The sequence below is a fragment of the Amycolatopsis sp. N2S4-7 genome (assembly GCF_058119595.1).
In genome coordinates, this window is the sequence record NZ_CP172299.1 from 1,170,958 (window position 1) to 1,188,602 (window position 17,645).

Consider the following 17,645-nt stretch of genomic DNA (forward strand, 5'->3'; position numbering starts at 1 on the left):
CGCATCGCGACGCGATGATCACCGTCGACGGCGGCCGTATAGGTCGTTATACACCGGGAACCGGCGGTGGCGCGGGGGCGTCGGAGGGGCATGACCGAACCGTGTCCGAGCTGCGGACTGCTGGACCAGGTGCAGCACGTGCCCGCGGTGTACCACGGCGGGCACTCGTTCTTCCGCGGTCAGGGGCCGACGGTGGCGGTGCCGGCCGGGGACGGGGTGCTGTCCACGCGCAGCCAGGTCAGCGGGGTTTCGGTGTCGGCGGTGGCCCGGTCGCTGGACCCCTTCCCTCCCCCGCGCCGCAACGGCGGCCTGGTGGCCGCGGTGATCGTGCTGGCGCTGGTCGGGAGTTGTTTCGTGGCGTTGCCGTTCTCGGCGGCGGACGATCCGCCGCCGGGTGGGGCGGCGTCGCGGGTGGTGGGGTTCGCGGTGCTCTCGTTGCCCGCGTTCTGCGTGTACGTCGCCACCGGGGTGCTGGCCTGGCTGTACGTCCGGCGGCTGCGGGCGCACCGCAGGCAGCGGCGCGGGGTGCCGGCCGCGCAGCAGCTGTGGGAGCAGGGCTGGTTCTGCCACCGTTGCGGCGGCGTCTACTTCGCGGACGCGCGGTCCGATCGGCTGCTGACTCCGGCGCACTTCCGGCAGCTCGTGGCGCGGGCCGGTGGGTACGACCGTTAGGCCAGCACCGTCAGCGCGCCGGGGACGCAGCTGACCGCCACCGGCACCGTTCCCTGTGGCTCGCCGTCGGCGTACGCCGGCCAGGTGTTGCCCTCCAGCCGCACTTCGCGGGCGCGCAGGGTGCGGACGGCCGGGTGGGTGAGGTGCTTGCCGGTGCGCAGGCCGGGGAGCATGCGGACCAGGCCGCGGCGGGTGGCGTGGCCGATGACCGTCACGTCGAAGACGCCGTCTTCGGGGTCGGCCGTGGGGCAGATCGGGACGCCGCCGCCGTAGAAGCGGGTGTTGCCGATCGCGACCAGGGTGGCGTCGAGCTCGAGGCGTTCGGTGCCGGTGTCGACGACGACCGGGCGGGACCGGAAGGCGGCCAGCTCGGCGAGGATCGCGACGTCGTAGCGGCGGGGCCCGGACGGCCAGCGCATCCGGTTGGCGCGTTCGTTGACGGCGGCGTCGAAGCCCGCGCAGAGGACCGTCGCGAACCAGGTGTCGCCGACGCGGCCGAGGTCGATCCGGCGCCGCGCGCCCGACCGGAGGGCCGCCACCAGGGCGTCCACCGCCGGGAGGGGCTCGCCGGGGACGCCAAGGGCGCGGGCGAAGTCGTTGCCGGTGCCCGCCGGGACGAGGCCGAGCGCCACGTCGTGGTTGGCGCAGAACTGCACGCCCTGGTGGGCGGCGCCGTCGCCGCCGAGCACGACGAGGACGTCGAGGCCCGCGTCGTGGGACGTCCGCATCAGGGCGCGGGATTCCTCGACGGAGTTGGCGACCAGGACGTCGAGCCGGTCGACGGCGGTGCGCAGCCGCTCGGCGACGGTGTCGGCGATCCGGGCGGCGGCGCCGTGCCCCGACGCCGGGTGCACGGCGAGCGCGGCGTGGATCCCCACTACGTGACGTCGTCGGTGCTCGACCGGCCACCGGACGCGGTCGGGGCGGACGGCTCGTCGTCGATCTTGCTGGGCGTGTATTCGAACGGGGCGGCTTCGTCGTCGGCGAGCTGGTCCCAGCCCTCGTCGGAGCGTTCGCGGTCCTTCTTGCGGTCGTGCACGCGGGCGATCTGGATGGACAGCTCGAACAGCACGGTGAGCGCGCCGGCCAGGCCGAGCATCGAGAACGGGTCCGAGCCCGGGGTGACGAAGGCGGCGAAGACGAACAGCGCGAACACGATGCCGCGGCGCCACTTCTTGAGCTGCGCGTACTTGACCACGCCGACGCGGTTGAGCATCACCACCAGCAGCGGGAGCTCGAAGCTGATCCCGAAGATGATCAGCAGCGACAGCATGAAGGAGATGTACTTGTCCGCGGTGAGCGCGGTGATGAACTCTTCCTGCCCGAAGCCCATGAGCAGCTGCAGGGCGTGCGGGAACAGCAGGTAGGCGAGGACCGCGCCGGCGGCGAACAGCACCGACGCGAACCCGACGAAGGTCAGCGCGTACTTGCGCTCCTTCGAGTACAGGCCGGGGGCGATGAACGCCCAGACCTGGTAGAGCCACGCGGGCGAGAACAGCACGGCGCCGGCGGCGAGGCCGACCTTCAGCTGGATCATGAACGCTTCGAACGGCACGGTCTGCAGCAGCTGGCAGCCCTGGTAGCCGTTGAGCCGCCGGTCCGGCGGGATGGCGCAGTACGGGTCCTTGACGATCTCGCCGAGCGACGGGATCGGACCCACCTTGGTGCTGAACCAGAAGAAGCCGAGGATGCCGCCGACGACGACGGCGAGCAGCGCGAAGCCGAGCCGGCGGCGGAACTCGTAGATGTGCTCGATGAGCGTCATCGTGCCGTCGGGGTTGGTCCGGCGGCTGCGCTTGCGCCGCTTCGACCGGCGGCTGGTGCCGTTTCCGGAGGCGGGTTCCGCCACGGGATGTTCCGTTCTCGTCGGAGTCCACCGGAGCGCGCCGACTTCAGGCGCGCTCCGTGGACCGGGGACCGGGTGTGGCCTGACCGCTCAGCTGGCGTTCTTCTGCGGCTGGTCGGCGGCCTGCTGCTTCTTCAGCTCGTCGAGCTGCCGCTGGAGGTCGGCGACCTGCTGGTCGGTCGCGACGGCCGGGGCGGGCGTGGCCGGGATCTGCTTCGTCTCGACGGGCTCGGCGTCCTCGTGCGAGGCGGTCTTGTCGCCCGCGAGGTCCTTGGTCTCGGCCTTGAAGATCTTCATGGACTTGCCGATCGACCGCGCCGCATCGGGAAGCCGCTTGGCCCCGAACAGCAGCACGACGAGCAGCACCAAGATGATCAAATGCCATCCTTGCAATCCGTTGGCGAACAAGATGGCCTCCTATCTGCGTCTGGTAGGGATGTTACTGGTTTTCCGGATTCCGGCGGCGCTGCGCGAACGCGACGCGCAACGCTGCCGACCGGGCCCGGATGAGCCCGGCCCGGTCCTGGGTGTTCGTAGCCACCATGCTTGCGGTCCGCTTGAAAGCACGCAAGACCTTGACGGTCCGCACCAGCAGGACCAGGAGCAGCAGCAGGCCGATCGCGGCGAGCACGACGGTGGGCAGGTACGGCACGTCGATCACCCTAGTGGTCGCAGGTTGACGGAAGGTGACGGGCTCGGGCCACCGCGTCGGCGGCGCGGCGACCGACGTCCGACGCGAGGTCGGCCGGGCTCTCCACCAGCGCTTCCCCGCCCAGACCCAGCACCAGGCGCACCATCCAGGACTGGTCGGCGTAGCGCATCCGGATCCGCAGCCGGCCGCCGTCGAGCTCGTCGAGCTCCTCGCACGGGTAGTACTCGGCTACCCAGCGTGCGTCCGGGTCGAGGACCAGGACGGCCTCTCGCTGATCGGGACGCTCGCGGAAGACGCCGTCGGAAATGTCGGTCGGGTGGGCGTGCGCGGGCGGCCGCGAGGGCTCGTCGAGCACCGTCAGCTCGTCGATCCGGTCGAGCCGGAACAGCCGGACCCCCTCGGCGCGGCGGCACCAGGCCTCCAGGTAGCCGACGGCCTGGACGATCAGCAGCCGCATCGGGTCGACCGTGCGCTCGGTGATCTGGTCCTTGGACGCGGTGTAGTAGCGGATCCGCAGCGCCCGCCCGTCCTGCAGCGCCCGGGCGACCTCCTCGCGGGTCCGGGCGGTCTTCTTGCCCTCGCGCACGCCGCCGCCGACGACGACCCCGGCGGGCTGGGCCTGCCCGGCGGCGGCCTCGATCTTGGCGATGGAGCGCCGGACGGCGTCGCCGTCGACCACGCCCGGGGTCTCGGCCAGCGCCCGCAGCGCCACCAGCAGCGCGGTCGCCTCGCCGCCGGTGAGCCGCAGCGGGCGGTTCATCCCGGCGTCGTGGGTGACGACGATCGTGTCGCCCTCGAAGGACAGGTCGATCAGGTCGCCGGGCCCGTAGCCGGGCAGCCCGCACATCCACAGCAGCTCGAGGTCCTTGCGCAGCTGCTTCGGCGTGACGTCGAAGTCCTGCGCCGCCTCGTCGACGCGGATGCCCGGGCGCGCCAGGAGGTAGGGCACGAGCGCCAGCAGCCTGGACATCCGGTCGGTGGACCCGCTCACCGCACGCTCCCCTGCCGCGCCACGACGGCTTCCAGCCGGTCCTGGACGGTCTTCGCCAGCACATCGGGTTCCAGCACGACGACGTCGGGGCCCTGCGCGGCGATCCAGTCGGCCGCCGACTCCGGGAAGTACAGCCCGATCTCGACGAGGTCGCCTTCTTCGCCGTCGAGGGCGTAGCGGCCGACCACGGTGCCGCGGCGGCGGACGCCCGCGGCGCGGCCGTCGGCGACCCACAGCCGCGCCGCGGTCACCGGGGCCGGTTCGGGCTCGCCGGTCACCGACACCAGCTTGAGCAGGTTGACGCCCTCGGGGCGCTTGACCTCGCCGGGCTTGCCGGCCGGGCGGACCTGGCCGGTGACGCGGGACAGGCGGAAGCAGCGGGTGGCGCCGCGGTCGCGGTCGTGCCCGACGACGTACCAGCGGGCCCGCCACGAGACCACGCCCCAGGGTTCGAGGGTCCGCATGATCCGCTCGGGCGAACCGCTGCGCCGGTACTCGAAGCGCACGGCCTGGCCGTTCTGGACCGCCGCGAGCAGCGGCCCGAACGCCGGTTCGGCGCGCACGCGCGGCTCGACGACCGTCGGGGCCTGGTTGTCGACCTCCAGGCCGGCGGCGCGCAGCTTCACGAGCGCGCCCTGCGCCTGCCCGGTCAGTTCCGGCGAGTCCCACAGGCGGGACGCGAGCGCGACGGCGGCGGCTTCGTCGGGGGCGAGGTCGATCTCGCCGAGTTCGTAGTCGCGGCGGGCGATGCGGTAGCCCTCGATGGCGTCGAAGGCGGAGTTGCGGCCGGTCTCCAGGGGAATGCCGAGCTCGCGCAGCTCGGTCTTGTCCCGTTCGAACATCCGGAAGTAGGCCTCGTCGCTGGCCGCGTCGCCGTATCCGGGCACGATGCCGCGAATCCGCTCGGCAGTGAGGTACTGCCGGGTGGACAGGAGGGCCAGCACCAGATTGACCAGCCGTTCGGCGCGTGCGGTGGACACCCGGTAGAGCCTAGCCCGCGCCGCCCGGCCCGATCGTGAGGTCCGGGGTGCGCGCGTCGTAATCGGCCCGGGCGGCGTCGACGGCGTCGAAGTTGGTCTCCGCCCAGTCCTTCACGGCGGTCATCAGCGCGCGGAGGCTTTCCCCAAGCGGCGTAAGGGAATAGTCGACGCGGACGGGCACCGACGGGGTCACTTCGCGGCGCACCAGCCCGTCGCGCTCGAGGACCCGCAGGGTCTGGGTGAGCATCTTCTGGCTCACGCCGGCGATGCGTCGCGAAAGGTCGCTGTAGCGCTGCGGGCCGTCACCGAGCGCCACCAGGATCAGGCTGACCCACTTGCCGGCGATCTCGTCGAGGAGCTTCCGGGTGGGACAGGCCGCGAGGTAGGCGTCGTAGGCGGCTCGTTCGAGCTGCCGCCGTTGTTCCGCCGTGCGCGTGGGCACCGGGACGTACCTCCTCGTGCGGTGGGCACCTGCGGGTGCGTACTTCCCGATGGAGAGTAGCTCCCCATATGTTCGCGGGGAAGGTCCGACCCGCGAAGGAGACGAAGATGCGTGCGATGGTGGTCCGCCGGTTCGGCGGTCCGGAGGTCCTCGAAGCCGTGGAGGTGCCGGTACCGGAGCCCGGTCCCGGCCAGGTGCGGATCCGGGTGGCGGCGGCCGCGGTCAACCCGGTCGACCTCGCGACCCGCGCCGGGCTCCTCACCTCGGCCGGGATCATCCCGCCGAGGGAGGTGCTCGGCCTCGGCTGGGACGTCGCCGGAGTGGTCGAGGCGGGTTCCGGGTTCGAGGTGGGCGACGCCGTCGTCGGACTGCGCGACCGGATCGCCACGCCCCTGGGTGCTTACGCCGAGCAGATCGTGCTGGACGCCGCCGCCGTGGCACCCGCACCCGGCGGCGTCTCCCCCGCCGAAGCCGCGACCCTGCCGCTCAACGCGCTGACCGCCGCCCAGGCGCTGGACCTGGTCGAGACCACCGGAACCGTCCTGGTGACCGGTGCGGCGGGCGCGGTCGGCGCGTACGCCGTCGCGCTGGCGCACGCCCGGGGCCTGCACGTGGTCGCCGTCGCCGGCGAGGCCGACGAAGCGCAGGTCCGGGGGTTCGGCGCGGACGGGTTCGTGCCGCGCGGGCCGTCGCTGGGCGACCGGGTGCGCACGCTGGTGCCGGGCGGGGTGGACGCCGCCCTCGACACCGCTCTCCTCGGGCTGGACGCGCTCGACGCGGTCCGCGGCGGCGGCGAGTTCGTCGCCTTCGCCGCGGGCGCCGCCCCGATCCCGCTGCGCGGGGTGCGCGTGCGCAGCGTCTGGATCCGCGCCGACGGGGAACGGCTGGCCGAGCTGGCGAGACTCGCGGAAGCGGGTGTGCTGCCGCTGCGGGTCGCCGAGGTCCGGCCGCTGGCGGACGCGGCGGCCGCCCACGAACGGCTGGCCGCGGGCGGGCTGCGCGGCCGGATCGTGCTGACGCCGTGAATCGTCCCTAGCCTGGACGGCATGGATGATCGCGTTCTTCTCATCACCGGTGCCTCGCGCGGGCTCGGCGCCGCGACCGCGCGGCTGGCCGCCGCCTCCGGGTTCAGGGTCGCCCTCGTGGCGCGCAAGGCCGAGTCCGTCACCTCCCTCGCGGCCGAGCTCGGCGCAGACCGGGCGCTGGCGCTCGGCGCCGACGTCGGCGACTGGCCGAGCATCTCGGCCGCCGTCGCCGAGACCGTGGACCGGTTCGGCCGGCTCGACGCGGCCTTCGCCAACGCCGGGATCGGCATCGGGACGTCGTTCTTCGGCACCGGCGACCCCGACCCGCGGCAGTGGGAGGAGATGGTCCGCACCAACGTGCTCGGCGCCGCGTACACCGCCCGCGCGGCCCTGCCCGCCCTGAAGGAGTCGACGGGGCACCTGCTGATCACCGGGTCGGTCGCCGGCCGCTACATCCGCAACGCGAGCCTGTACTCGGTGACGAAGTGGGCCGTGACCGGGATGGCCGGCGCCATCCGCGAGGAGGCGGTCGGCACCGGGGTGCGCGTCACGCTGATCAACCCGGGCATCACCGACACCGAAATCCTCAACGACGACCAGCGCAAGAAGCCGAAGCTCGAGGCGGACGACATCGCCCGCGCCGTGCTCTACGCCCTGCAGCAGCCGCCGTCGGTGGACGTCAACGAAATCATGGTCCGCCCGACCGGCCAGGTCCTCTAGCGAAGCCGGGCGACCCGGCCCTGCGCGCCGCTCGCCCAGCAGCTCGCCCCGGCGCAGTCCACGGTGTCGAAGCTGCCGGTGTCGAACGGCGTCCAGTGCCGCCCGCCGTCCGGGCTGTAGTCGCTGCCGCCCGGGCCGACGGCGAGGACGGTGCCGCCGCGCCAGGCCAGCCCGGAGCGGTACCCGGCGGGGTACTGCCCCGGGGTGGTCCAGGTGCGGCCGCGGTCCCGGGTCAGGGCGACGGCCGGGCCGGGCGCGGCCGGGTCCGCGAAGTCGCCGCCGATCGCGACGCCCTGGCCCGGGGTGCGGAAGGCGACGGCGAACACGCCGGCGGACTGGCTGCTCGGCAGCGGCGTGCCGGACGCGGTCCAGTGGCGGCCGCCGTCACCGGAGTGCAGGACGCGGGCGGTGGCGCCGCCGCCGGTCGCGAGCCAGGCGTCGAAGGGCCCGGCCGTGGTGATGCACTGCCCGCTGGCCGCGAACCCGGCCTCGCCGGGCAGCGCGGGCGGGAAGCCGCTGCCGGGGACCGGCCGCCAGCTGCGGCCGCCGTCGAAGGTGGCCTGCACGCGGAACCGGCCGTCGACCGGGTCGCTCATGGCGAGCCCGCGCCACGGGTCGAAGAAGGCGAGGCAGTCGTAGAACGCGGCCGCGTCGGTGTTCTGGAAGGTCTGGCGCCAGTGCGTGCCGCCGTCGTCGGTCCGGTAGACCCGGGAGTCGGTGCCGGGGCCGATCGACAGGACCACGGCGTGGTCGGCGTCGAAGGCCTCGATGTCGCGGAACTGGAGCGCCTCGGTCCCGGGGGGCCCGACGGACTTCCAGGTCGCCCCGCCGTCGGTGGTGCGCAGGACGGTCCCCTGGGTGCCACTGACCCACGCCACGCGGGCGCTGACGGCGGACAGGCCGCGGAACTGGGCGGTGACGCCGGTGGGCGTCGGCTCCCACTTCGGCGGGTGCTCCCCCGCCGACGCCGGTGCGGCGACGGCGGCGAGCAGGGCGAGCACGAGGGCGACCACACGCACGACACGCATGCGCCGATCCTGCCGCACCCCCGACCCGACTTTCGTCGGGCGGCACGAACGCCGGGAAGGCCACCTCGATCTCCGCGAGGTGGCCTTCCCGGGCTTCCGTCAGAGCGAGCTGATCAGGCGTTCGACCCGCTCGTCGACCGAGCGGAACGGGTCCTTGCACAGGACCGTGCGCTGGGCCTGGTCGTTCAGCTTCAGGTGCACCCAGTCGACCGTGAAGTCGCGCCCGGCGGCCTGGGCCGCGGCGATGAAGTCGCCGCGCAGCTTCGCGCGCGTGGTCTGGGGCGGGGTGTCCTTGGCCGCCTCGATCTCGCCGTCGTCGGTGACCCGGCGGACCAGGCCCTTGCGCTGGAGCAGGTCGAAGATGCCCCGGCCCCGGCGGATGTCGTGGTAGGCGAGGTCGAGCTGCGCGATCCGCGGGCTGGACAGGTCCAGGTCGTGCTTGTGCCGGTAGCGCTCGACCAGCCGGTGCTTGATCGCCCAGTCGATCTCGGTGTCGATCTTGCCGAAGTCCTGCTGCTCGACCGCTTCCAGGGCCCGGCCCCACAGCTCGACGACGCGCTCGTTCGCCGCGGTCGAGCCGTTGTCCTTGAGGTGCTGCACCGCGCGGGCGTGGTACTCGCGCTGGATGTCGAGCGCGGACGCCTCGCGCCCGCCGGCCAGCCGGACCTGGCGGCGGCCGGTGAGGTCGTGGCTGATCTCGCGGATCGCCCGGATGGGGTTGTCGAGGGTGAAGTCGCGGAACTGGACGCCGGCCTCGATCATCTCGAGCACCAGGTTCGCCGAGCCGACCTTGAGCATGGTCGTCGGCTCGGCCATGTTCGAGTCGCCCACGATGACGTGCAGCCGCCGGTAGCGCTCGGCGTCGGCGTGCGGCTCGTCGCGGGTGTTGATGATCGGCCGCGACCGGGTGGTCGCGCTCGAGACGCCCTCCCAGATGTGCTCCGCACGCTGGGAGAGGCAGTAGACCGCGCCGCGCGGGGTCTGGAGCACCTTGCCGGCGCCGCAGATGAGCTGGCGGGTGACCAGGAACGGCAGGAGCACGTCCGCGATCCGGGAGAACTCACCCGCGCGGGTCACCAGGTAGTTCTCGTGACAGCCGTACGAGTTGCCCGCCGAGTCGGTGTTGTTCTTGAAGAGGAAGATGTCGCCGCCGATGCCCTCGTCGGCGAGCCGTCGTTCGGCGTCGACCAGCAGGTCCTCGAGGATCCGCTCACCGGCCTTGTCGTGCGTGACGAGCTGGACCAGGTCGTCGCACTCGGCCGTCGCGTACTCGGGGTGCGAGCCGACGTCCAGGTAGAGCCGGGAGCCGTTCGACAGGAAGACGTTCGATGAGCGTCCCCAGGACACGACCCGCCGGAAGAGGTAGCGCGCCACCTCGTCGGGCGAGAGCCTGCGCTGTCCGTGGAAGGTGCACGTGACCCCGAACTCGGTCTCGATGCCAAAGATCCGCCGCTGCATTCCACCAGAGTAGGCGCTGCACCCCCTTCGACGGTGCGCCGTTCGGGCGTCGACACGCCCCCAGTAGGCCACAGACGGTGAAATCTCCCCGATTCAGGCACGATTGGAGCACTGCTCTTGACGACTTGGGGAAGGCGACTCCTTGACACACCAGCTGATCCAGGCCTTCCGGCGGGTCGGGCGCACCGACCGCGCCCTGATGCGGCGCAGCGCCGCCCTCCCGGCCACCAGAGCCGACGACGCGCTGATGGCGCTGTCCAGATCGGCGAACAAGTCCCGCCTGTGGTGGGGCGTCGCGGCAGTGCTGGCGACCCGCAAGGGCGCGACCCGCCGGGGCGCGCTGCGCGGGGTGGTCGCGATCGCCGGGGCCAGCGCCGTGGCGAACCTGATCGGCAAGCCCCTGTTCCCCCGCCGCCGACCGGCCGAGGAGGAGGTGCCGATGCACCGCCGCCTGCGGAAACGCCCGACGTCGTCGTCGTTCCCCTCCGGCCACTCGGCCTCCGCGGCGGCCTTCGCGACGGCCGTGGTGATGGAGTCGCCGCGCGCCGGGTTCGCCGTGGTTCCGGTGGCCCTCGCGGTCGCGTACTCCCGCGTCCACACGGGCGTCCACTGGCCCTCCGACGTGGGCGTCGGCCTGGGCATCGGCGTCGGCGTCGGCCTGGCCACGCGGCACTGGTGGCCGCTGCACGACGACGTCCCGGGCCGCACGGCCCACGACGCGCAGGCACCCGAGATGGTCGACGGCGAGGACATGCTCGCCGTGGTCAACCCCAGCTCCGGGGTCGCGACCCAGGACCCGACCGAGGACGTCCGGTTCGCCTGGCCCAAGGCCACGCTGCTCTACCCGGACCCCCAGCAGGACCTGCGCGCCCAGCTCGAAGCCGAGATCGACGCCCGCGGCACGATCCGCGCGCTCGGCGTCGCCGGCGGGGACGGGACCGTCGCCGCGGTCGCGTCGGTCGCCGCCGAACGCGACCTGCCGCTGGCGCTGATCCCGGCGGGCACGCTCAACCACTTCGCCCGCGACATCGGCGTCAGCTCGATGCCCGACGCCGACGCGGCGACCGAGGTCGGCAACGCCGTCGGCGTCGACCTGGGCGAGGTCGAGATCGAGGGCGCCGGCGGCGCGGCCCACCGCTGGTTCGTCAACACCGCCAGCCTCGGCGGCTACCCGGAGATGGTCCGGCTGCGCGAGAAGCTCCAGCAGCGGCACCCCAAGTGGCCGTCGGCGGCGATCGCGCTGGCCAGGACGCTGCGGCACGCCAAGCCGCTGACCGTCCGGCTCAACGGCAAGACCACCCAGGTCTGGCTGCTGTTCGTCGGCAACGGCACGTACGCGCCGAAGGGCTTCGCGCCCAGCCGGCGGCCCGCGCTCGACACGGGCCTGCTCGACATCCGCTACCTGCGGGCCGACCTGCCCTACTCGCGTGCCCGGTTCCTGCTGGCGATGATCACCCGCAGCCTGGCCGCCAGCCACGTCTACCAGGAGCTCGACCTGCCCGAGCTGGACGTCGAGCTGCTCGACGGCAACCGCCGCGTCGCCACCGACGGCGAGGTCGGCCCGCTCGGCAACCGGTTCCGCTTCCGGTCCCGCCCCAGCGCCCTCACCATCTACCGCCTTTAACTACGCTTTACCTTTTCTCAACGAACCCACAGCCACCCCTGGCTAGCTTCGCGAGGGAGATGCGGGCAGTCCTGCCCGCGGCCAGGGGGGACTTCGATGGACGGGCACGGCTGGGCGAGCGTCGCGCACCGGGCCGCCACCGACCCGGAGCTGCCGGGCGACATCACCGCCCGCGCGCGTGACCTCGGCCCGCTCGAGTCGCCGCTCATCTGGCTCGCCCTGGCCTCGGCCGCCGTCGCGGTGCTCGCCGTCGTGATCGCGTTGGCGCACCGGCGCCGGGTCCGGCGCTGGGGATCCACCGCCTTCGGCGTCCTCCTGCTGCTCGCGGCGGTCACGGCCCTGAACAGCTACGTCGGGTACGTGCGCACCTCCGACAACCTCGCCCGCCTCCTCCAGCGCGGCCCCGGCGTCGTCAACCTCGCCGGCCGGCTGCTCGACGACGGCAAGGAAGCCCCTGCGTCCGCCCCGCAGCACCCCGGCGCGGTCGCCGCGTCCGCCGGCCAGCGGGTCGACGTCGTGAACCTGCCCGACCCCGCGCACGGCGTCCCGTCCGGCAGCAACTACGTCATCCTCCCGCCCGGGTACGACACCGACCCGGCCCGCCGCTACCCGGTCGTCTACCTGATCCACGGCTACCCGTTCGGCGGCCCCCGCGACTGGCTCACCTCCGGCGACGCCCCCGGCACGCTCCTGGCGCTGCAGCAGGCCCACGTGATCGCGCCGATGATCGTGGTCAGCGTCGACCTGACGGCCGGAAACCCGAGCACGGACTGGGAGTGCCTCGACGTCCCCGGCGGGCCCCAGCTGGAGACCTACCTCGCCCGCACGGTGGTCCCGGCGATCGACCACCGCTACCGCACCTTCGCCGACCGCGGCCACCGGGCCCTGGGCGGCATGTCCGGCGGCGGCTTCGGCGCCCTCAACATCGGGCTGCACCACGTCGACGAGTTCGCGACGCTGGTGATCGCCCTGCCGTACGACGACCTCAACGACTCGGTCGGCGTCCTCAACGGCAACCAGGCCGCCATCGCCGCCAACACCCCGCGCCGCTACCTGCCCACGATGCCGTTCCCGGCCCCGATCTCGGTGATGCTCGCCGTCGGCACCGGGGCCCCCACGGACGTGACGACGGCCCACCGGATCGCCGACGCGCTGCGAGCCCGCGGCCAGGAGGCGGTCGTCCACGCGGAGCGCGGCTTCAACCACACGTGGCACACGGCCCGGGCGACGCTGCCGTACCTGCTGGCGTTCGCGGACCAGAACTTCCGGGCGTCACCCGCGGTGTCCTGAACCGGCCGGCCAAGAACGAAAACGGGGGCGCGGCCACCCGGCCACGCCCCCGTCCCGTTTCAGGAACTCACTCGCCTTCCGGCTTCTTCTCGGGCTCCTCGCCCTTGGGGTCCGGCACCGGCAGCAGGGCGTCCAGGACCGTGCCCGTGAGCCGGCGGAAGGCGCGGCGGGGGCGGTCGCGGTCCAGGACCGCCACCTCCAGCTTGATCGGGTCGGCGTCGCCGTTGCCGTTCGCCGCGGCGTTCGCCGACGACGCAGACGACGAGGACGCACCCGACGAAGACGTCGTCGTCGGGGCCGGCTGGGTCGGCGTGCGCAACGCGGCCACCGCCACGCCCAGCGCCGCCTGCAGGTCCAGGCCGTCCTCGAACGTCTCCTTCAGCTTCGCCGCGATCTTCTCGTTCTGACCGCCCATCACGATGTACTGCGGCTCGTCGAAGATCGACCCGTCGTAGGTCAGCCGGTACAGCTGGTCCTCCGCCGCGCTCGCACCGACCTCCGCCACGCAGACCTCGACCTCGAACGGCTTCAGCTGCTCGGTGAAGATGCTGCCCAGCGTCGCCGCGTATGCGTTCGCCAGCGCCCGCGCGCTCACATCACGCCGGTCGTACTGGTAGCCCTTCAGGTCCGCGTGCCGGATGCCCGCCACCCGCAGGTTCTCGAACTCGCTGTAGCGCCCGACCGCGGCGAAGCCGATCCGGTCGTAGATCTCGGAAACCTTGTGCAACGTCGCCGACGGGTTCTCCGCCACGAACAGCACGCCGCCCGCGTACTTCAGCACCACCACGCTCCGGCCGCGCGCGATGCCCTTGCGCGCCAGCTCGGAACGCTCCCGCATCAGCTGCTCGGGAGAGGCATACAACGGCATCGTCACGGTGTGCGCTCCAGGTCTTTCGGTGTTCCAACGTTCACTGGTCGGTCCCGGTCAGGAAAGCCGGCGCTGCTGGCGCTCGATCCGCCCCGCCACGACGGCCTCCGCCACCGCGGCGGTCTCGGCCTCGGACAGCTGCACGGCGCCCTGCTCGGCGGTGATCGTCACGACGCTCGGGAAGATCCGCCGCACCAGGTCCGGCCCGCCCGACGCGGTGTCGTCGTCCGCCGCGTCGTACAGCGCCTCCACCGCGACGCGCACCGCGCCCTCGACGTCGGCGTCCGGGTCGTGCAGCTTCTTCAGCGCGGATTTCGCGAACAGCGAACCCGAACCGATCCCCGCGTAGCCGCCGTTCTCCTCGTACCGCCCGCCCGCGGCGTCGTACGAGACGATCCGGCCCGCGTGCTTGGCGTCCTCGGCCTCCAGGTCGTACCCCACGAACAACGGGATCGCCGCCAGCCCGGCCATCGCCATCTCGAGGTTCGCCTTGACCATCCCGGCCAGCTTGTTCGTCTTGCCGTCCAGCGACAGCGAAACGCCCTCGATCTTCTCGTAGTGCGCCAGCTCGACCGCGTACAGCCGCACCATCTCCACGGCCAGCCCCGCCGTGCCCGCGATGCCGACGGCCGAGTACTCGTCGGTGACGTGCACCTTCTCGATGTCCCGGCTCGCGATCAAGTTCCCCGACGTCGCCCGCCGGTCACCCGCGATCAGCACCCCGCCGGCGAACGTGCAGGCGACGATCGTCGTCCCGTGCGGGATCCCCAGCTCGGCCACGCCGCCGGCGACCCGCCGCTCCGGAAGCAGCTCCGGCGCCTGTACCCGCAGGAAGTCCGAAAACGACGACGTCGCCGACGAGAAGTACGCGGCGGGCAGCGCGGGACCCGAGATGCCCCTGGTGTTGTCCATACGTGCTCAAAAATCCCATCTGTGCGGGCCAGGACGACCGAAGCCCGCGCCCGGTGACCGGCGCCCGCACGCGGACGCGACCACCACCACGCGGAACCCCGGCCGCCGGCTGAACGGTCGGCAAGGGGCGCAGTGCCCCGAGCGGCTATTCGCCGCCCTTCTGCACGTAGGCCCGGACGAAGTCCTCGGCGTTCTCTTCGAGCACGTCGTCGATCTCGTCGAGGATCGTGTCGACGTCCTCGCCGAGCTTCTCGCGCCGCTCCTGACCCGCCGCGCCGGTGTCGTCGAACTCCTCGTCGGAGTCACCACCGCCGTGCTTCTCGATCTTTTCCTGGGCCATCTCGCCTCCCGGTGTGGCTGATGTTTCCTAGCCTACCCAGCGGCCCCGACATTCGGGGTAACGCCGCGATCGGTGGTGCGTACCGCCTAGTCCGAACCGGTGAGCGCCTCCACCAGCTCCTCCGCCGTCGCCGCGTTGTCCAGCAACTTGCCGACGTGCGCCTTCGTCCCCCGCAGCGGCTCCAGCGTGGGGATCCGCACCAACGACTCCTTGCCCACGTCGAAGATGACCGAATCCCACGAAGCCGCCGCGATCGACGTCGCGTACTTCTCCAGCGCCCGGCCCCGGAAGTAGGCCCGCGTGTCCGACGGCGGCGTCGTCACCGCGGCCAGCACCTCTTCCTCCGAGACCAGCCGCTTCATCGACCCGCGCGTCACCAGCCGGTTGTACAGGCCCTTCGCCAGCCGGACGTCCGAGTACTGCAGGTCCACCAGGCGCAGCCGCGGTGCGCCCCAGGCCAGGTTGTCCCGCTGCCGGTAGCCCTCCAGCAGCCGCAGCTTCGCCGGCCAGTCCAGCCGGTCCGCGCACTCCTGCGGGTCCCGCGCCAGCGCGTCCAGGACCTCGCCCCAGACCCGCAGGACCTCCTTCGACGCCTGGTCCGCGCCCGTGCGCTCCAGGTTCTGGGAGGCGATCTCGTGGTAGGCGAACTGCAGGTCCAGCCCCGTGTACTTGCGCCCGTTCGCCAGCGCGACCTTCGCCTTCAGCGTCGGGTCGTGGCTGATCTGGTGCACCGCCTTGACCGGCTCGTCGAGCTTCAGGTCGTCGAACCGGATCCCGGACTCGATCAGGTCCAGCACCAGCGCCGTCGTCCCGACCTTCAGGTACGTCGAGTACTCCGACATGTTCGCGTCACCGATGATGACGTGCAGCCGGCGGTACTTGTCGGCGTCCGCGTGCGGCTCGTCGCGGGTGTTGATGATCCCGCGCTTCAGCGTCGTCTCCAGGCCGACCTCGACCTCGATGTAGTCCGCACGCTGGGAGAGCTGGAACCCGGCCTCCTCGCTCTGCTGCCCGATCCCGACCCGGCCCGAGCCGGTCACGACCTGGCGCGACACGAAGAACGGCGTCAGCCCCGCGATCACCGCCGTGAACGGCGTCGAGCGCGCCATCAGGTAGTTCTCGTGCGTGCCGTAGCTCGCGCCCTTGCCGTCGACGTTGTTCTTGTACAGCTGCAGCTGCGGCTGGCCGGGCACGGAAGCGGCCTTCATCGCCGCTTCCTCCATCACCCGCTCGCCCGCCTTGTCCCAGATGACCGCGTCCCGCGCGTTCGTCACCTCGGGCGCCGAGTACTCCGGGTGCGCGTGGTCGACGTACAGCCGCGCCCCGTTGGTCAGGATGACGTTCGCCGCCCCCAGGTCCTCGACGTCCGGGTCGTGCCCCGGCCCGCCGGGCCCGGTCAGGTCGAAGCCGCGCGCGTCCCGCAGCGGTGACTCCACCTCGTAGTCCCACCGCGCCCGCCGGGCGCGCGGGATGTCGGCCGCCGCCGCGTAGGCGAGCACGACCTGGGTGGAGGTGAGTACCGGGTTCGCCGTCGCGTCGCCCGGCACGGAGATGCCGTACTCGACTTCGGTTCCCATGATCCGCCGCATGTCCACCACCCTACGGGGTCGCCCTAGTGGAACGATGCACCCATGCCAGGCAGTGACGAACTCGTTGCCCTCTATGACCAGGCCGGCGCCGTCGTCGGCGCGACCACCCGCGCCCGGGTCCGCGCCGGGGGCCTGTGGCACGCCGCCGGCGTCGTACTGGTCCGTTCGGGTGACGGAAACGCCGTCTACGTGCACCTCCGCACCGCCGTGAAGGACGTCTTCCCGTCCACCTGGGACTGCTGGGCCGGCGGGGTCGTCGCCGCCGGCGAGACCCCGGCCGAGTGCGCCCGCCGCGAACTCGCCGAGGAGCTGGGCGTCCAGGGGGTGGAACCCGTCCCGCTGTTCACCAAGGTCTACGACGACGGCCGCAACCGCTGCCACAACTTCGCCTTCGAGGTCCGCTGGGACGGCCCCATCCACCACCAGGCCGAAGAGATCGTCGAAGGCCGCTGGATCCCCTTGGCGGACCTTCGCGCCTGGGTCGACAACCCGGCGCCCGAGCTGCCCTTCATCCCCGACGGCCGCGAAGGCGTCCGGGAATGGTTCCGCCGCTACGGCTGAGCCGCGAGCTTCGCCGCCATCGCGGGCAGCAGGCGCTTCGCCGCGTCCACGGCCCGCGTTTCGGTGCTCGCCGAGACCGTCAACTCGGACACGAGCCTTCCCTTGGCCAGCAACACCGTGCAGGTCTTGCCGTCGCGCCAGGCCTGCTGCCGCTCGACCCCGGGTTGGACGGGGACGCTCACCGTCTTGCCCGGGCACTCGTTTTCCGCCACTGCCCGGGCGGCCGACCAGTCCGCGAACGCCACGACGCGGTGGCTCAGCTCCGACCCGCTGGGGTAGCGCCACGTCGTGGTCCGGCTGCCCGCCGACGGTCCGTCCGCCAGACACCCCGAAGCCTCGCCCGAACCCGGCTGCACGCCTTCCTCGGCGACGTCGGCGTCCGACAGCAGCGCCCGCTCCGCGAGCGGCCCGAGGTCGGGCACGACCGGCGTCACCGGGGCCGCCTTCGCGGGGCTCACCGGCGCTTCCGAGGTGACCGGGGCCGACGACGTGGGCGCCGGATCGTCGTAGTACGTCTCGAGGTTGTTCGGGTCGGGGCCGTCGCAGCCGGTGAGGCCGACCAACGCGACCGCGGCCAAGGCGACCACCTGCCGATGACGCACGTGCTCCGGCCTCCTGTCATCCCGTCCGTGGCTGCGAAGGGTAGT

The 17,645-nt window shown here is 72.6% G+C and carries 20 protein-coding genes; 6 read left to right on the top strand and 14 right to left on the bottom strand.

The window, feature by feature from the left end; genetic code table 11:
• The first annotated feature begins 90 nt into the window (after positions 1-90).
• The gene (locus tag ACH54P_RS05390) at positions 91-672 is read left to right on the top strand and encodes a hypothetical protein (protein ID WP_489911210.1); all 582 of its coding nucleotides are present in this window, start codon (positions 91-93) and stop codon (positions 670-672) included.
• On the opposite strand, the gene ACH54P_RS05395 is transcribed toward ACH54P_RS05390, so the two are convergent.
• The 7 genes from ACH54P_RS05395 to ACH54P_RS05425 all read right to left on the bottom strand — a co-directional run bounded on the left by ACH54P_RS05395 (position 669) and on the right by ACH54P_RS05425 (position 5,583).
• On the bottom strand, positions 669-1,550 hold the full coding sequence (locus ACH54P_RS05395; protein ID WP_489911211.1) for a diacylglycerol/lipid kinase family protein: 882 nt from the start codon (positions 1,548-1,550) through the stop codon (positions 669-671). The genes ACH54P_RS05390 and ACH54P_RS05395 overlap by 4 nt on opposite strands.
• Positions 1,550-2,521 carry a twin-arginine translocase subunit TatC gene (gene tatC / locus ACH54P_RS05400; protein ID WP_489911212.1) on the bottom strand — a complete coding sequence of 324 codons (972 nt, stop codon included), beginning with the start codon at positions 2,519-2,521 and terminating at the stop codon, positions 1,550-1,552. Before tatC ends, ACH54P_RS05395 begins: the two co-directional genes overlap by 1 nt.
• Before the next feature lie 87 nt (positions 2,522-2,608).
• Positions 2,609-2,926 (bottom strand): Sec-independent protein translocase subunit TatA, encoded by a 318-nt coding sequence (gene tatA, locus ACH54P_RS05405; protein ID WP_489911213.1) that lies wholly within the window; start codon positions 2,924-2,926, stop codon positions 2,609-2,611.
• Between the two features lie 31 nt (positions 2,927-2,957).
• On the bottom strand, positions 2,958-3,170 hold the full coding sequence (locus tag ACH54P_RS05410; protein WP_489911214.1) for a bacteriophage holin: 213 nt from the start codon (positions 3,168-3,170) through the stop codon (positions 2,958-2,960).
• Between the two features lie 10 nt (positions 3,171-3,180).
• Complete coding sequence (locus ACH54P_RS05415; protein WP_489911215.1) at positions 3,181-4,161, bottom strand: helix-turn-helix transcriptional regulator; 981 nt, start codon at positions 4,159-4,161, stop codon at positions 3,181-3,183.
• A complete protein-coding gene (locus ACH54P_RS05420; RefSeq protein WP_489911216.1) occupies positions 4,158-5,141 on the bottom strand; it encodes a helix-turn-helix transcriptional regulator in 984 nt (327 codons plus the stop codon). The genes ACH54P_RS05415 and ACH54P_RS05420 overlap by 4 nt, the downstream gene beginning before the upstream one ends.
• A gap of 10 nt (positions 5,142-5,151) precedes the next feature.
• Positions 5,152-5,583, bottom strand: a complete 432-nt coding sequence (locus tag ACH54P_RS05425) for a winged helix-turn-helix transcriptional regulator (protein WP_489911217.1) — start codon at positions 5,581-5,583, stop codon at positions 5,152-5,154.
• Between the two features lie 107 nt (positions 5,584-5,690).
• On the opposite strand from ACH54P_RS05425, the gene ACH54P_RS05430 reads away from it, so the two are divergent.
• Together ACH54P_RS05430 and ACH54P_RS05435 are read left to right on the top strand one after the other, a co-directional pair.
• Positions 5,691-6,608: an NADP-dependent oxidoreductase gene (locus tag ACH54P_RS05430; RefSeq protein WP_489911218.1), complete on the top strand. Its 918-nt coding sequence runs from the start codon at positions 5,691-5,693 to the stop codon at positions 6,606-6,608.
• A gap of 21 nt (positions 6,609-6,629) precedes the next feature.
• Entirely contained in the window at positions 6,630-7,328 is a 699-nt protein-coding gene (locus ACH54P_RS05435; RefSeq protein WP_489911219.1) for an SDR family oxidoreductase, read from the top strand.
• On the opposite strand, the gene ACH54P_RS05440 is transcribed toward ACH54P_RS05435, so the two are convergent.
• Both ACH54P_RS05440 and pafA read right to left on the bottom strand, forming a co-directional pair.
• On the bottom strand, positions 7,325-8,347 hold the full coding sequence (locus tag ACH54P_RS05440; protein WP_489917125.1) for a WD40/YVTN/BNR-like repeat-containing protein: 1,023 nt from the start codon (positions 8,345-8,347) through the stop codon (positions 7,325-7,327). The genes ACH54P_RS05435 and ACH54P_RS05440 overlap by 4 nt on opposite strands.
• 108 nt (positions 8,348-8,455) lie before the next feature.
• On the bottom strand, positions 8,456-9,814 hold the full coding sequence (gene pafA / locus ACH54P_RS05445; protein WP_020638257.1) for a Pup--protein ligase: 1,359 nt from the start codon (positions 9,812-9,814) through the stop codon (positions 8,456-8,458).
• A gap of 199 nt (positions 9,815-10,013) precedes the next feature.
• On the opposite strand from pafA, the gene ACH54P_RS05450 reads away from it, so the two are divergent.
• Together ACH54P_RS05450 and ACH54P_RS05455 are read left to right on the top strand one after the other, a co-directional pair.
• Positions 10,014-11,438 (top strand): bifunctional phosphatase PAP2/diacylglycerol kinase family protein, encoded by a 1,425-nt coding sequence (locus ACH54P_RS05450; protein WP_489917127.1) that lies wholly within the window; start codon positions 10,014-10,016, stop codon positions 11,436-11,438.
• A 96-nt stretch (positions 11,439-11,534) separates the two neighbouring features.
• The gene (locus ACH54P_RS05455) at positions 11,535-12,728 is read left to right on the top strand and encodes an alpha/beta hydrolase (protein WP_489911220.1); all 1,194 of its coding nucleotides are present in this window, start codon (positions 11,535-11,537) and stop codon (positions 12,726-12,728) included.
• Between the two features lie 67 nt (positions 12,729-12,795).
• Here ACH54P_RS05455 and prcA read toward each other — a convergent pair whose 3' ends face one another.
• The 4 genes from prcA to dop all read right to left on the bottom strand — a co-directional run bounded on the left by prcA (position 12,796) and on the right by dop (position 16,437).
• Positions 12,796-13,602 carry a proteasome subunit alpha gene (gene prcA / locus ACH54P_RS05460; RefSeq protein ID WP_489911221.1) on the bottom strand — a complete coding sequence of 269 codons (807 nt, stop codon included), beginning with the start codon at positions 13,600-13,602 and terminating at the stop codon, positions 12,796-12,798.
• A 51-nt stretch (positions 13,603-13,653) separates the two neighbouring features.
• On the bottom strand, positions 13,654-14,508 hold the full coding sequence (gene prcB, locus ACH54P_RS05465; RefSeq protein WP_489911222.1) for a proteasome subunit beta: 855 nt from the start codon (positions 14,506-14,508) through the stop codon (positions 13,654-13,656).
• A gap of 145 nt (positions 14,509-14,653) precedes the next feature.
• The gene (locus ACH54P_RS05470; protein WP_013226725.1) at positions 14,654-14,848 is read right to left on the bottom strand and encodes a ubiquitin-like protein Pup; all 195 of its coding nucleotides are present in this window, start codon (positions 14,846-14,848) and stop codon (positions 14,654-14,656) included.
• A gap of 86 nt (positions 14,849-14,934) precedes the next feature.
• A complete protein-coding gene (dop, locus tag ACH54P_RS05475; RefSeq protein WP_489911223.1) occupies positions 14,935-16,437 on the bottom strand; it encodes a depupylase/deamidase Dop in 1,503 nt (500 codons plus the stop codon).
• A gap of 42 nt (positions 16,438-16,479) precedes the next feature.
• On the opposite strand from dop, the gene ACH54P_RS05480 reads away from it, so the two are divergent.
• Positions 16,480-16,998, top strand: coding sequence for an NUDIX domain-containing protein (locus tag ACH54P_RS05480; RefSeq protein ID WP_489911224.1), 519 nt, complete (start codon positions 16,480-16,482; stop codon positions 16,996-16,998).
• Here ACH54P_RS05480 and ACH54P_RS05485 read toward each other — a convergent pair.
• Entirely contained in the window at positions 16,989-17,585 is a 597-nt protein-coding gene (locus ACH54P_RS05485; RefSeq protein ID WP_489917129.1) for a hypothetical protein, read from the bottom strand. The two genes, ACH54P_RS05480 and ACH54P_RS05485, sit on opposite strands and share 10 nt — an antisense overlap.
• Positions 17,586-17,645 lie beyond the last annotated feature (60 nt).